This is a genomic window from Clostridium estertheticum (assembly GCF_026650985.1).
In the GTDB taxonomy this organism is placed as follows: domain Bacteria; phylum Bacillota; class Clostridia; order Clostridiales; family Clostridiaceae; genus Clostridium_AD; species Clostridium_AD estertheticum_C.
The window spans coordinates 4,949,001-4,964,438 of record NZ_CP086239.1; the positions used below are offsets into that span (position 1 = coordinate 4,949,001).

The following is a 15,438-nucleotide window of genomic DNA, read 5'->3' on the forward strand; positions in this document are numbered from 1 at the left end:
CCCCCGATTGTATAATAATACAATTGGGGGTATTGTTTATAATAAATGAAAATAACGGAATTTATTACTTTTTTTATTTTTAATAGGAATTAGTTATTAACTACATCCAGTTGTTGTTCCACAATCAAGGCAAACTTTACAAGTACCATTTCTAACAAGCCTAGTACTTGAGCATAGTGAGCAGGTTTCAGAGTACAATCTTTCACCTTGAATTTTACCATCACTTATGTTTTTTGAAGTTTCTTTACTTGTAGGAGATGCCACATTAGCGGATTCTTCTAAAGTAGTTGAAATTTCATTTTCAACAGGGATTAACGGATTATTAGGTATATTTGTGCTCTCGTAATTGTCAGGTTTAATCTGACATCTACTGTAGTCACCTAGTTCTATATCAATAATTTTGCTAATCAAATCAGAAATAGATGAAACTGATTTAATATAAGGATGTTTTTGTACAAAACCATAAGGTTCAAATTTTTGACCTCGAAGCATCGTCGAGATAGCGTCTGCAGGTACATGGTGTTGAAGCATAACTGAGATTGCTTTTGATAAAGAATTAAGTAAACCAGTAATAATAGTACCTTCTCTATCTGTTGTTATATATATTTCAGAAATCTCTCCATTTGAACGTCTATTTACAGTAGTATAAATCTTTACATCTTCAATTTGAGCAGGATGAGTAGTACCATAACGTATCCCAATTGGTTTTTCACGTGTTGAGTGTGATTGATTTGAAGTTTTTTGTAATGATCTTGCTTTCTTCAAAAGAGCGTCATATGATAGATCTTCAAGTAATAGTTCCTTATCCTCAGACAAAGTAGTGTTTAGTGGTTGACTTGCCTTTGAACCATCTCTATAAAGTGAGATACCTTTTACTCCTAATTTCCAAGAATTTAATATAACTTCTTTAAAATCATTTATAGTAGCATTTTTAGGTAAGTTTACAGTTTTTGATATAGAACCTGATATCATTGGCGTTATTGCTGCCATCATAAGAACGTGTCCCATAAAGGAAATATACCTTTTACCGCTACCACACTTATTTGCTGTATCAAATATAGATAAATGTTCCCGTTTCAAATGAGGAGCACCCTCTATTTTACCGTCCACAATTTTTTCATATTCAAAGCCGTTTTCATCAACCATTTCTTTTCTTAGAATGTAATCAAAAATATCATTTGTTTCACTTTCTGAATATCCAAGGTTAGCAAGAGAATCTTTAATTACAGGATTTACGATGGTCATAAAACCGCCACCAGATAATTTCTTATAAATAAAATGACTGAAGTATGGCTCTACAGATGTTGCACCACAATCCATAGCAAAGGAAATAGTGCCAGTAGGAGCTAAAACTGTAACCTGAGCGTTTCTAAAACCATAGTTTTCGCCGCTGCTTAATGCTTTTGTCCAGCAACTTTTTAAGGTTTCACTTATAGCACCTAAAGAGTCTTTAGTTAAAATATCGTGATCCACTTTAATAGGTTCATAGTTTAGATTTTCAAAGTCACTCTTTATTGCTCCAGCTGCTCTTGCATGATTTCTTATAACTATCTGCATGTATTCTTTATTAATATCATATTTTTCAAAAGGAGATAATTCTTTAGCAATCAAAGATGAAACATAATAAGACTGCGCAGTCATTATCCCGGTTAGTGATGATGCTATATTTCTAGCGTCTTCTGAGTCATAGGGATAGCCCATTACCATAAATAATGAAGCTAAATTTGATAGCCCAAGACCAGTGGTTCTAAATAAATGAGTTTTTCTTGCTATATCTTCAGTTGGGAATTGTCCCCAATGTATCGATGCTTCGAGAACTAATTGAGTAAGTCCTATTAAATGCACATATCCGGAAACATCAAATTTTTTAGTTTTAGGGTCATAAAATTTATAAATATTAATAGATGCTAAGTTACAAGAAGTATCATCTAAAAAGGCATATTCCCCGCAAGGATTAGTTGAATTAATTCTATTATGCTTAGCACCAAATTCTCCGTCTTCTCCAGCAGGACAAGTGTGCCATGCATTAAAGGTGTCATCAAACTGTGGAGCTGGGTCTGCACATTTCCAAGCAGCGTCATTAAAGGTGTCCCATAGTTTTTTTACACTTATATCTTTGTCAATTGAAGAATCACATCTTCCCTTAAGGGTAATAGTTTGATCGGGATCAACTGACAACTTATCAACTTTCGTCATAAATTCATCTGAAAATCTTATAGAATTATTTCCATTTTGACCAGAAACAGTTTCATAAGCCTCTCCCTCAAAACTGCCATCATAACCCATTTTAGTTAGAGCCCTTACTTTATCTTCTTCTTTAGCTTTCCAGGTCATAAATTCCATTATTTCAGGATGGTTTATATCAAGGCATAACATTTTAGCTGCACGCCTTGTGGTTCCACCAGATTTTATCGCACCTGCATTTCTATCTAAGCCTCTTAAGAAACTCATAAGGCCTGAGGAAATACCACCACTAGATAATTTCTCTCCAATGCCTCGTATACTAGAAAAATTAGTTCCAGTACCAGAACCACCTTTAAACAATTTGGTTTCTGTTACATATTGCTCTGAAATTGAATGTTTGCCAAGTAATTTATCTTCAATTGATAGAATAAAACAAGCTGAGGCTTGAGTCCTTGTATAAGCATCTTTACTTTTAACTATCATTTTCGATTTTTCATCATAATAAAAATTATCTAATGATCCACCTTTTATGCCATATGATAGATTAAGGCCAGTGTTAAACCACTGAGGAGAATTTGGAGCAAACATTTGATTTAAAAATGCATATATTAATTCATCATAAATAATACTTTTTTCTTCATCAGATTTAATGATAGTTTCATTTATTAAAGCTTCGCACCAAAAATTTACAAGTCTATGAGCTACAAGCTTCATACTATCCTCATAACCTTTTTTATTATTAAGGCCAGATTTTCTAAAATATTTTGAAGCGATTATATCGCAAGAATTTTGTGAGTAGTGTTCCGGAAATTCTAAATCCTTCATGTCTAAAAGTACTTTATTAGTTTTATGGTCTTTTAACAAAACATTTACCTTTTTCCAATTAAATAAATCAAAAACAGTAATAGCTTTATTCTTTTCTAATTCCTTTGTGAAAACCCGTTTAATCAAATTTTTTATCTCCGCCATAATTAATACTAGCTTAAAAAAAACTAGTATAAACACCTCCTATTAGTTGCATATTAATCTTAAATCATGTAAAATATAAGTCTGTATGTTTGAAATTATTATACCTAAGTAGTTATATTAATTATTTAGGTATATTTTATGTAATATTAAATATAATACCATATGTAGTAGTTTTAAAATAATCGCCACTACATATGGTATTATATAATATATTTTATAAAAAATCAAATAATAAATTAACTCAAATTATGACTAATTACGGGCTTACTTATTAAATATAGTAGTATAATAAATGTATACTTAGTATAGCACTATATTCGATATGCATTTATTATTTTGGAAGAGGTGAAGATGAAATTATGATACATCAATTCGATGGACAAATCCCGAGTATACATAAAAATACTTTTATTGCTAGCAGCGCAGACGTCATAGGAAATGTATCTATAGGAGAGTACAGCAGTATTTGGTTTGGAGCTGTATTAAGAGGTGATATGAATTCTATGTCTATAGGTAATTACACAAATGTTCAAGATAACTGCACTATACATAATGATGATGAGTTCGCTATTAATATTGGAGATTATGTAACTATAGGACATAATGCTATAATACATGGTTGTACAATTGCAAATTATACTTTAATCGGAATGGGAAGTACAATCCTTAATGGTGCAGAAATAGGAGAGTATACTATAATTGGAGCTGGTAGTTTAGTTACGCAAGGGAAAAAAATACCGTCTGGTGTTTTATGCATGGGAGTGCCGGCAAGGGTTGTAAGAATGTTAACGGTTCAGGAAAAAGAAGGCTTAAAAGAATCAGCGCATCATTATGCTGAACTTTCAATGAAATATATAATGAAATAATTTATATTAAATATAGAGTAAAAGATTGGGGCTTTTTTAAGGAGCGAGAAAAATGATAAAATTAAATGGAATAGAGAAGATGACAAGTGAGCAGAAATATAAATATATGCTAATCCTTTTAGAAGGTCAGCTTAGCTCAGAAAAAAATGACATGGCAAATTTATGTAATGCAACGGCCATAATTAAAGCAATTATGGATCGGGTGAATTGGGCAGGGTTTTACATACTAAGGGGTAATACATTAATTCTTGGAATGTTTCAGGGACTTCCGGCTTGTAATAGAGTAGAAGTAGGCAAGGGAGTGTGCGGAGCAGCTGTAACGCAAAAAAAACCTCAGCTTGTAGAAAATGTTCATGACTTTTCTGGGCACATCGCTTGCGACTCTTCAACAAATTCAGAAATTGTTATACCTATAATAAAAGATGATGTAGTTTATGGAGTTTTAGATTTAGATAGTCAAGACATAGGAAGGTTTACCAAACTAGAAGAAAAATATTTAGTCGAATTTGTAGATATTCTTAACAAATATATAGATTGGTCAAAAGTTTAAAAAAGGTAGGGGATATTAAATGATAAAAATAGGAGATATTAATAGTTTAAAGGTAGTTAGAAGGGCAGATTTTGGTTACTACTTGGGTGCTGAGACAGATAGTACGGATGATGATATATTACTTCCAATGAAAAGTACAGTAGGTAGAGCACTTAAAATTGACGATGAAGTTGAAGCGTTTATATACAGGGATTCGAGTGACAGATTAATTGCAACTTTAAAAAAGCCAATGGCAAAAGTTGGAGACTTAGCTTATCTTAAGGTAGTTGACATGACTACAATAGGAAGTTTTGTTGAAATTGGTTTAGAAAGAGATATATTAGTTCCTTTTAAAGAGGAAAATTATAGCTTGGAAACAGGTAAAAAATATCTTTTCTATATATATTTAGATAAGACTGGAAGACTTGCAGCCACTACTTTTATTGATAAGTATTTATATGATACAGATTCATATGAAATTGATGATGAAGTGGAGGGTACAGTATACGGAATCCAGACTAATGGTACATTAATGATAGCTATTGATGATATTTATAGAGCTGTTATTCTAAGAAATGAGAATTACGCTAGTGTAATACCTGGAGATAGACTAACAGTGAGAGTACAGAAATATTACGAGGATGGTAAAATGGATGTAACAGCTAGAAAACCAAGACTAGAAGAAAGAGATTTAGTTGAACGTCAAATAATAGAATTCTTAGATAAGTCTGGTGGTTCTATGGTATACAATGATAAAAGTTCTCCAGATGATATAAAGAAAACATTTAAAACCAGTAAAAATGCATTTAAAAGAGCATTGGGTGGACTTATGAAAAGTGGCTGGATTGTTCAAGACACGGATGGTACTAGATTAATAGAACAAGAGACTAAATTAGAAGAACAAGAGACTAAATTAGAAGAAATAGAAAAAGAATAAATAATAGAAATTACTTAAACGGCTAAAGTCTTAAATATTAAAAGGCTTTAGTCGTTTAATATTTTTTGCGATTTTTTGCAAGAAATCCTTAAGTTGTGGAATACTAAATTAACGCAGCTTGGAGGTGTATAAATTAATGAAAGAACATATTTGCAAAATTAGTACTTCTATTATTATTCTGTCGTCTTTTCTTTTATTAGTAGGGTTATTTTGCTATAAATCAAATGATTTTTTTACAAGTAAAGCTATGGCTATTTCTACAATAGCTCCTGTAAATCCTGATACAGCTGAGATCACAAAAGTAATTGAAGATATTTATAAAGATCGTAATTCAATGTTTATTACTAAAGATATTACTAATCTACCTAATTATTATGATGTTTCTCAAAAGCTTGGAAAATGGAGCTTGGAGCATGAAGTGAAAAGACTTAGTTATTTTAATGATTGGTCATGTCAAAGAGATATGAACTATGTAAAGGTTGAATCTACTCCAAAAGTTAGAAAAATAACTAGTACACAAGGAGGTCTTCGCTTATTAGTAGATGAATATTACAAATTCCAATATACTTACAAAAATGATGTAAATCCGACTACAAATATTTTTGGAGTGGGACTAACACACTCTATGGATTTAATAAAAAAAGATGGAAAGTGGTTAATTTACTCTGATTGGTATTTAGATTGCTTTGAAGATGCTTTAAAATCTTATTCAGGGGAAATAAAAGATCCTAAGCTTAATATTGATAATAAGGAAAAATATAATCTTCAAAATTGTCCTAAAATACTAGCTGAACCAAAAGCTGTTACCAAAGGTAAATATGATAAAATAAATGCTGTTAAATATGCTGATAAATACTGTGGAATACCATGGGCAAGTGGAAATTTAAAAAAATATAATAAAAAGTACACAAATTATACTGGCATTGGTGGAAATTGTACTAATTATGTATCTCAATCAATGGGAGATAAAGAAGGTGGTGGTCTAGAATTTGATGGTGTTTGGCATTGTACTTACAAAAAATATGGTGGAGCTGACGGAACATCCGCATGGGTTAATGCTGACGCATTTAAACAATATTTGACTTATAGTGGTAGGGGCAAAATAATAGGAAAAGGGACATTTAAGGAATTAATCTCTCCTATTCCTGGTTATCCATGTGGTGTTATACAAAAATTAGATCTAGGTGATCTTATTTGTTACGCAAAAGGTAGTGATATAGATCATTTTGCTATAGTTACTGGTTTTGATTCTCATGGTTATCCTCTTGTTAATACTCATACCATTGATAGATATCATGTGCCTTGGGATTTAGGTTGGGGAGATAAAAATATCAAGTTTTATTTTATACATGTAAGATAGATAAAAATTTATAAAGCATAAAATATATTTTTTAAAAAAATTTTAACTCTTTTATTAAACATGAATTTTTATTATTTTGGTTATACTATATTCGAAGAAAAAATTATTTTATTAATAAGGAGGATTTTTAATGAAATCAAAAAACATATTATTAACATCGGCTATACTAGCCGTATTACTTGTAGGATGTAACATGAAAGCTCCAATTCAAACACCTAAAACACCTAAAACAACTCAAACAACTCCAAAGGTAATAACCGCAACTTCAATGGTAAGTACTCCAAATGAATTTGAAAAGGCTATAAGTAAAGATGGTATACAGACTATTGATTTGAAAAAAAGTTTAACTATAAATAAAGACCTTGTAGTTGATGGTGAGTTTAGAAATGATAAAGCTCTTTTGGAACGCAAGATAAACCTATACAGTCAAGATAAATCTAAGAACATAGGAGATAGATTCACTTTAACTGTGCCAAAATTAACTATTAAAAGTACTCAAACCAGTATGGAACATGGAACTTTCAAAGGTGACCTTTATATTTCTGCAAATAACTTCCAGTTAATAGATACTAAGGTTGATGGAAATGTATATTTTACTACACCTGAAGCTAAAAACACATGTAAAATGGATGCTAAAAGTAAAGTTACTGGAAAACAACAATCAATAAAATAATATAATATAAATGAATTCAAATATTAAAGCAAAAAAACACATATATGTTATTCAAATAAATAGAGGTTGATGAATTAATTCACCAACCTCTATTTATTTGATTAATTTTCTAAAGTTTTAGATGATAAACGTTTAAACATTTTTACAATTTCATTTAAGATTAAGGGCATGAGGGATAATATAGTTACGAAACCCCAATCATTAATACTCAAAGCATGAACACTAAATGCATTTGCAAGTGGTGGTATTGTTATTATAAGGATTTGTAGCATTAGGCCTAAGATAATAGATCCAATTAAATATTTATTTGAAAATAAACCTATTTGGAATATGGACTTCTTTTCATTTCTCATATTTAATGAATGAACAAGCTGAGAGCAACTAAGGACTACAAAAGCCATAGTTTGTGCATGTTCTAAAGCATCTGGTTTAAGGCCTTTCGGGAATAGTGGGAATAGATTTGTATCACCACTATAGTATTTTGCACCTATTATAAATGCTGCTAGGGTTAGTATTCCAATTAACAATCCATTAAGAGCTAAACTTAAGGTTCCGTTCTTAAATAAACTATCCTTTGGATTACGTGGCTTATATTTCATTACGTCGGGGTCGCCAGGATCGACTCCTAGAGCTAGAGCTGGAAGTGTATCTGTAATTAAGTTAACCCACAATATATGGATGGGGCGAAGGGGAGATGCCCAACCTAAAAGTATTGCAAAAAACAGTGCTATAATTTCTCCGACATTACAGGAGATAAGGAATATTACAGTCTTTTTGATATTGCGAAAGATGTTTCTTCCTTCTTTTATAGCAGCAACAATAGTTGAAAAATTATCATCCATTAATACCATATCAGCGGCACCCTTAGCTACATCAGTACCTGTTATACCCATTGCAACGCCGATGTTTGCTATTTTAAGAGAGGGCGCATCATTTACTCCGTCTCCAGTCATTGATACTATGTTTCCTTTGGATTTAAAAGCTTTTATAATTTTCACTTTATGCTCTGGAGATACTCTTGCGAATACCCTAATATTATCAATCCTATTATTTAATTCGACCTCTGAAATTTTATCAAGCTCAGTTCCAGACATAACGGCTTTAGAATCATTTGTAATATTAAGTTCTTTTGCAATAGCAAAAGCTGTATTTTGATGGTCACCAGTTATCATTACAGTCTTAATTCCTGACGCGTGACATAGTGCAATAGAATCTCTAACCTCAAGCCTTGGTGGATCTATCATTCCAACGAGCCCAATAAGTATTAAATCATTTTCTAAAGAATCAATATCTACATGATTTGTTTTAAGAATTTTATAAGCAGCACCCAAAACTCTTAATGCATCATCAGACATGTTATTTGCGATTGCTATTATGTCTTTTTTTATTTCAGGAGTAATAGTTACGATGTTACCTTTGATATAGGCTTTAGTACATATATTTAACAGATTATCTATTGCTCCTTTTGTCATTACATAATATTCATCATCATATTTATTTACAGTAGTCATTAATTTTCTATCCGATTCAAAAGGAATCTCATCAATTCTTTGATGTTTTTTCTCTAGGTCATCTTTAAATATATTGTTGCGTGCACCAGCTACGAGTAGCGCAATTTCAGTTGGATCACCTGTTTTTGAATTTTCGGAGTAGGTAGCATCATTACATAAAATGAGATTTTCAAGTAGCAACTTATGCTCTTTATCATTAAGATTTAAAGTCTCAATATTTCCTAGGGAATCTCCTGCATAAAATTTTGTTATAGTCATTTTATTTTGAGTTAAGGTTCCTGTTTTGTCTGAACATATAATATTTACTGAACCTAAAGTTTCAACAGCAGGTAGTTTACGTACAATTGCATTCTCCTTAATCATTTTTTGAACTCCCATAGCAAGTACTATAGTGACTATTGCAGGGAGACCTTCAGGGATAGCTGCAACAGCTAAACTAATGGATGTAAGAAGCATTTCAAAAAGATCTCTCCTTTGAAGAACACCTACAACAAACATAAGAGCACATATAAATAATGCACCTATTCCAAGGAATTTTCCAAGCTGTGCTAGTTTTTTTTGCAATGGAGTTTCGGTATCTACTTTTTCGTCTAGCATTTTAGCAATTTTACCAATCTCAGTGTTCATTCCAGTAGAAACAGCTATGCCAACACCTCTACCATAGGTTGCAAGAGTTGACATAAAGAGCATGTTTTTTTGATCTCCTAGTGGGATATCATCGCCGGTTAATACAAGTGTTGCATCTTTATCCACTGGCACAGATTCTCCTGTAAGTGTAGATTCCTCGATTTTTAAATTTGCAGTTTCAAGTAGCCTTAAATCGCAAGGTACATATCGTCCAGCGTCAATAATAATAATATCGCCAGGTACAACTTCTCTAGATGGAATTTCTTTTACATCTCCGTCACGTCTAACTACGGCATTTGGAGTGGAGAGTTTCTTCAATGCATCAAGAGCTTTTTCTGCTTTAGATTCTTGAATAATTCCTACGGTAGCATTGATAACAATTACGATAGCAATTATAACTGCATCGCTTGTTTCACCAAGAAGGGCAGAAATTACAGCAGCTGCAATTAAAATGTAAATTAGAATATCATTTAATTGGGCAAAAAACATAACTAGTAGTGTTTTAGGTTTTTTAGTTTCTAACTGATTGAATCCAAATTTTTCTCTTTGGATTTCTGATTCTTTTTGAGAAAGCCCCGTTTCTAAATTGGAGTTAAATTCTTTTAGAACTTCTTTTATAGTTTTACGTGCAAACATGAATACCACCTCTTTTTATAGTATTTGTAAGTACAGTGAAAATTATTAGAGACAAAAAAAACCTTTGCTCTATTAAAAAAATAGAACAAAGGTCTGGCAACATCTAGTGAGTTAATTATCCGGGTGTATTTTAGTACACCGTGATGACGAACAATCAAAAGCAGAAAAACTGCCCTCGCTACTCCCCTTTGGTACATTAAACATATCATATCATATTATTAGAAATGAAACAATAAGTATATTAGGTAAACAAAGGCGAATATTTAAAAAAATCATATGGGTAATAGGCCATAAAATATAATGCCTAATATTCCAGAAATCATTATTGTTATAATTGGATTAAATTTATCAGTTAGTAGTAGTCCGAGTATTATAAATCCTATTATTACGCTTTTAATGTCCTTATAAGATTCACGTCCTAGTGATAAGAATACAGAAATTATAAGACCAATCATAGCGGGACGCATACCGGCAAGGGCGGCTTTCATTATATATGAATTTTTAAATTTTACAATATAATGGTTTGCAATGGAAACTAGAACAAAAGAAAATGAAATTACACCTAAAGTTGCAGCGATACTACCCGATATACCGGCCACTTTAAAGCCTACAAAAGTAGCTGAATTTATGGATATTGGTCCTGGAGTCATCTGCGATATTCCAATAATATCAACAAACTCTTTATAGCTAATCCAATTATTGCTTTTTACAATTTCTTTTTCGATAAGTGGAAGCATAGCATAACCTCCGCCAAAGCTAAAGGCACCTATTTTTAAAAAGGATAGAAAAATTTTAGTTAGAATACCCATTTACTTCACCTTCTTTCCAAGAAATATAACTCCATATAAAGCAGATAAAAGTATAACTATAACAGGATTTACTTTGAAAAATAATATGCTTACAATTGACATTAAAATTACAATAAGATTTGCATAGCTTTTATTTAGAGATTTTGATAAACTTACTACAGCTATAAGTACAAGCACTGGTACTGCAGCAGAAATACCTTTAAAAATTAAATTCACATAATAATACTTACGAAATCTCATAAAAAAGATAGATATGCATAGAATTATAAAAAATGAAGGTAAAACAACCCCTAGAAGTCCAATGATAGCTCCAATTAGACCACCAATTCTATAACCAATAAATATGCTACAATTAACAGCTAAGGCTCCAGGAAAAGTCTGGGAAATAACAACTATATCTAAAAAGTCTTCTTTTGAAAGCCACTTTTTTTTACTTACAACTTCAGTCTCAATAAGTGGAATCATGGCATAACCTCCACCAAAGGTAAAAGAACCTATTTTAAAAAAAGTTAAAAACATAATTAGTAATCTTTGCACTGGGACACCTCTTATAATTTATTTTTTATTGTAGCTATTTTTTTTGTTAAAGTTCGTTATAATATACATAAGAATGTGAAATATATATAAAGGTTAATTTAGCAATGTAGATAAATTGGAGGTGAAATAATCATGGAAATATCAAGAACTAGAAGAAATTCGACTATTACAACTGATAAAAAAACTATTCAGAATAAAATGGACTTTTCTCAAAACTTTAGTTCTGCTAGGCATAATAAATCAGAGGAGCAGCTAAAGGAGATGATGGATGATATAAAAAAGAAAGGAAATAGGTTAAGTACTACAAAATGTTATGCTGATGTTAAAGCATATAAAAATTTAATTAAAGAATACTTGGAGTCTGTTTTGAAACATATGTATGAGGTTAAAAAAGATATTAGTTTTTGGCAAACACAATATTTTATAACAGTAGATACTGTAGATGCTAAACTTGAAGAACTTACTCAAATGTTACTTAGTCAGGAAAAAGATAATCTTAAGGTAGCAAATACTATTGATGAAATTTCAGGCTTAATAGTTGATATATACAAATAAAGATATATATTACTATTGATGCATTCATCTTCGCTAAGAACTACTAATTTTATTTTTAATTAATTTGCTAAAAAATATAAACTCGCTAGCACTCAAACATATATTTTTTTTAACACAAATCAACTAAAAATAAAATAAGAAGTTCTAAAGCTCGCTTCAATGCATTATACGTAATATATATCTTTTGCTGTGTGTAAAAAGAAAAGGGGAGATTCATCTTCGCTAAGAACTACTAAGTTTATTTTTAATTAATTTGCTAAAAAATATAAACTCGCTAGCGCTCAAACATATATTTTTCTTAACACAAATCAATTAAAAATAAAATAAGAAGTTCTAAAGCTCGCTTCAATACATTATACGTAATATATACTTTCTTTGGTGTTAAAAGATATTAAAGGAAAGAATTATAACTAGCGTCTGATGGCATTCTAAGATCGCCCCTTGGAGAAACACTTATAGTTCCTACTTTTGGACCATCTGGCAACGCTGAACGTTTAAATTGTTGAGTGAAAAATCTCTTTATAAATTTATCGAACCACTTAATTATTACGACTTCCTCGAAGTCACCTTTAAAGGCTTGTTTTGCTAAAAATAGTATTTTCTCAGGAGTTGCGCCTTGCTTCATAAAATAATAAAGAAAGAAGTCATGAAGTACATATGGTCCTACTATGTCTTCAGTCTTTTGCGTTATTTTCCCACTTTTATCTTTAGGCATAAGCTCAGGACTTACTGGGGTGTCAAGAATATCTAAAAGAATGTCTGTGACTTCTTTTGAGGATTCTTTATCAGCTACATATTTGACTAAATATCTAACCAATGTTTTTGGAATTGAGCAATTTACAGAGTACATAGACATATGGTCTCCATTATATGTGCACCAACCTAAAGCAAGTTCTGATAAATCGCCTGTACCTATTAACAGTCCACCTTCCTTATTTGCAAGATCCATAAGAATTTGAGTTCTTTCTCTTGCTTGAACATTCTCATAAGTCACATCATGCTTTTCTACTGGATGACCTATATCTTTAAAATGCAAAAGACATGCATCAACTATATTAATTTCTCTAAGGTCAGTACCTAAATTTTTGCATAGATTTACTGCATTCAAATAAGTCCTATCTGTAGTACCAAAACCAGGCATAGTTATAGTTATAATGTTTTTTAATGGTATTTTTAGTTTATCAAAGGTCTTAACTATAACAAGTAGTGCTAGTGTTGAATCAAGTCCTCCAGAAATACCAACTATTGCTTTATTAAGTCCAGTGTAGGAAAATCTTTTAGCAAGAGCGGAAGATTGAATATTAAATATTTCTGCACAGCGTACTTCACGCTTAAATTGGTCCGACGGTACAAAAGGATATTTATCAATGTTCCTATCAAATATGCCAAAATCCATATCTTTAAATTGAAAAGATATTTCTTTTACTTCAAAAGGACATATGGAATTAGTATTTCTAAAACTTGTATTTTTCATTCTTTCACTATTCAACTTATTTATATCAATAATAGATGAGATAACTTCGTTTTCTCTTTGAAATCTATTGTTTTCTTTTAATAATAAACCATTTTCACCAATTAAAAGATGACCACTGAAAACTAAATCGGTAGAAGATTCAAAAACACCTGAGGATGCATATAAATAAGAACACATACATCTTGCGCTTTGAGATGATACTAAGGATTTTCTGTAATCAGCTTTACTAACTAATTCATTAGATGCAGATAGGTTGGCAATTATATTTGCACCTTGAAGAGACAAGTAGCTGCTTGGAGGAATAGTAACCCAAAGGTCTTCGCAAATTTCAAAACCAAATTTAATATTGTCACAAGTAAATAATAAGTTCGTTCCAAAAGGGATGCCTTTTGCAAAAGAAAGATTTACGGTTTTGTTTATTACGCCAAGACCCTCTGCAAACCACCTTTTCTCGTAAAACTCAGAATAATTAGGAATATAGCTTTTGGGCACTATTCCCAAAAGTTTTCCGTTAAATATTATATAAGCGCAATTATATAGACAATCATTAAAGTAGAGAGGAGACCCCACAGCAATTAATATATCTTTATTTTCAGAAAACTCACATAGAGATTTAATTGCATCTTCGGATTTTTTAATTAATTGATCTTGCAAAAATAAATCTGCACAGGTGTAAGCTGTTATGCAAAGTTCTGGAAAAACTATGAATTTTGATTTTTCTGCGTAAGCCTGTTTAATACATTTTTGTATGTTAGTTAAGTTGAATTCTATATCTGCCACATTTACTATTGGACAAGCAGCAGAAACCTTTATAAAAGAAGTTTTCAAACTAATTCACGACCTTTCTTTGGTTTTCAAGTATAGTATATGCAAATATTGATTTATATAACAAATATTTAGTAGAATTATATCATTATTTTGAATACATTAGTAGAAAGGTCAATGATTATTTTACCAATGATTAAAATGTTAGTAACTATTTACAATTATAATAAAAGTTACCATACAACGCATTATTGAGCAAATAAGAGTAAATATAGGGTATATGGTAATAAAACAACGGAAATGAACATGGAAATGTACAATATATTAAAATAAAACTTTATAAAGTTTAGTATATACAATATAATGTAATTATAGCATTATAAAAAATTCATTTATTTAGTTTATAAAAGATGAATATTATTCATAAATAATCTATAGTAATAATATTGCTTTAAAAACATAATAAGGTTGTATTATAAAATTCATAAAAGTTATATAATTGGGATATAGATTAATAATGACATAAGCTGTTAAAGTTAATAATATTTTTAAGGGGGTACAATATGAGCTGGACGCCGATGGTATTTTGGATAGTTGTTGCAGTGGCAGCATTAGCCATTGATATTACAACTAGTAGTTTTATGTTTGTATGGTTTGCTGTAGGAGCAGTTGGAGCAATTCTTTCTATTGGACTCGGTGCACCGATAATTGTGCAAATAATTGTTTTTGTGGCAATTAGTGGAGTGGTTATGTCTATAGGTTATCCTATAGTTAAGAAAACCATAAAAAAAACTGTGAAAAAAACTTTGACTATGGAAGAAGGATATGTGGGACAAGAATTTACACTAACAAAAGATATTGATGAAAAAGGAAATGTTAAGTTTCAAGGAATTTATTGGACAGTTAAAAATGTTGGAGAACCTTTGAAAAAAGGTGACTTAGTTCAAGTTACTGGTATTGAAGGAAATAAATTATTAATATCTAAAGTATAAGTTATATTAAAATT

12 protein-coding genes are annotated in these 15,438 nt (G+C 30.8%); 7 read left to right on the forward strand and 5 right to left on the reverse strand.

Annotated elements, in window-relative coordinates; translation table 11 throughout:
* Positions 1-96: 96 nt before the first annotated feature.
* A complete protein-coding gene (locus LL038_RS23640) occupies positions 97-3,153 on the reverse strand; it encodes a vitamin B12-dependent ribonucleotide reductase (RefSeq protein WP_216122834.1) in 3,057 nt (1,018 codons plus the stop codon).
* A 359-nt stretch (positions 3,154-3,512) separates the two neighbouring features.
* Here LL038_RS23640 and LL038_RS23645 point away from each other — a divergent pair, with 359 nt between their 5' ends.
* The 5 genes from LL038_RS23645 to LL038_RS23665 all read left to right on the forward strand — a co-directional run bounded on the left by LL038_RS23645 (position 3,513) and on the right by LL038_RS23665 (position 7,518).
* A complete protein-coding gene (locus LL038_RS23645; protein ID WP_216122835.1) occupies positions 3,513-4,019 on the forward strand; it encodes a gamma carbonic anhydrase family protein in 507 nt (168 codons plus the stop codon).
* Positions 4,020-4,071: 52 nt separating this feature from the next.
* The gene (locus LL038_RS23650; RefSeq protein ID WP_216122836.1) at positions 4,072-4,569 is read left to right on the forward strand and encodes a GAF domain-containing protein; all 498 of its coding nucleotides are present in this window, start codon (positions 4,072-4,074) and stop codon (positions 4,567-4,569) included.
* 19 nt (positions 4,570-4,588) lie between these two features.
* Positions 4,589-5,485 carry a S1 RNA-binding domain-containing protein gene (locus LL038_RS23655; protein ID WP_216122837.1) on the forward strand — a complete coding sequence of 299 codons (897 nt, stop codon included), beginning with the start codon at positions 4,589-4,591 and terminating at the stop codon, positions 5,483-5,485.
* A 136-nt stretch (positions 5,486-5,621) separates the two neighbouring features.
* Complete coding sequence (locus LL038_RS23660) at positions 5,622-6,845, forward strand: amidase domain-containing protein (RefSeq protein ID WP_216122838.1); 1,224 nt, start codon at positions 5,622-5,624, stop codon at positions 6,843-6,845.
* Positions 6,846-6,975: 130 nt separating this feature from the next.
* Entirely contained in the window at positions 6,976-7,518 is a 543-nt protein-coding gene (locus LL038_RS23665; RefSeq protein WP_216122839.1) for a hypothetical protein, read from the forward strand.
* A 101-nt stretch (positions 7,519-7,619) separates the two neighbouring features.
* On the opposite strand, the gene LL038_RS23670 is transcribed toward LL038_RS23665, so the two are convergent.
* The 3 genes from LL038_RS23670 to LL038_RS23680 form a co-directional block, all read right to left on the reverse strand.
* Complete coding sequence (locus tag LL038_RS23670) at positions 7,620-10,292, reverse strand: cation-translocating P-type ATPase (protein ID WP_216122840.1); 2,673 nt, start codon at positions 10,290-10,292, stop codon at positions 7,620-7,622.
* A 272-nt stretch (positions 10,293-10,564) separates the two neighbouring features.
* Complete coding sequence (locus LL038_RS23675; protein ID WP_216122841.1) at positions 10,565-11,101, reverse strand: chromate transporter; 537 nt, start codon at positions 11,099-11,101, stop codon at positions 10,565-10,567.
* Complete coding sequence (locus LL038_RS23680) at positions 11,102-11,638, reverse strand: chromate transporter (RefSeq protein WP_216122842.1); 537 nt, start codon at positions 11,636-11,638, stop codon at positions 11,102-11,104.
* Between the two features lie 132 nt (positions 11,639-11,770).
* Here LL038_RS23680 and LL038_RS23685 point away from each other — a divergent pair, with 132 nt between their 5' ends.
* A complete protein-coding gene (locus LL038_RS23685; RefSeq protein WP_216122843.1) occupies positions 11,771-12,193 on the forward strand; it encodes a YaaR family protein in 423 nt (140 codons plus the stop codon).
* Between the two features lie 391 nt (positions 12,194-12,584).
* Here the strand turns inward: LL038_RS23685 and LL038_RS23690 are convergent, their stop codons facing one another.
* Positions 12,585-14,495, reverse strand: a complete 1,911-nt coding sequence (locus tag LL038_RS23690) for an NAD(+) synthase (protein WP_216122844.1) — start codon at positions 14,493-14,495, stop codon at positions 12,585-12,587.
* A gap of 500 nt (positions 14,496-14,995) precedes the next feature.
* Here LL038_RS23690 and LL038_RS23695 point away from each other — a divergent pair, with 500 nt between their 5' ends.
* Positions 14,996-15,424 carry an NfeD family protein gene (locus LL038_RS23695; RefSeq protein ID WP_226128995.1) on the forward strand — a complete coding sequence of 143 codons (429 nt, stop codon included), beginning with the start codon at positions 14,996-14,998 and terminating at the stop codon, positions 15,422-15,424.
* The last annotated feature ends 14 nt before the right edge of the window (positions 15,425-15,438 follow it).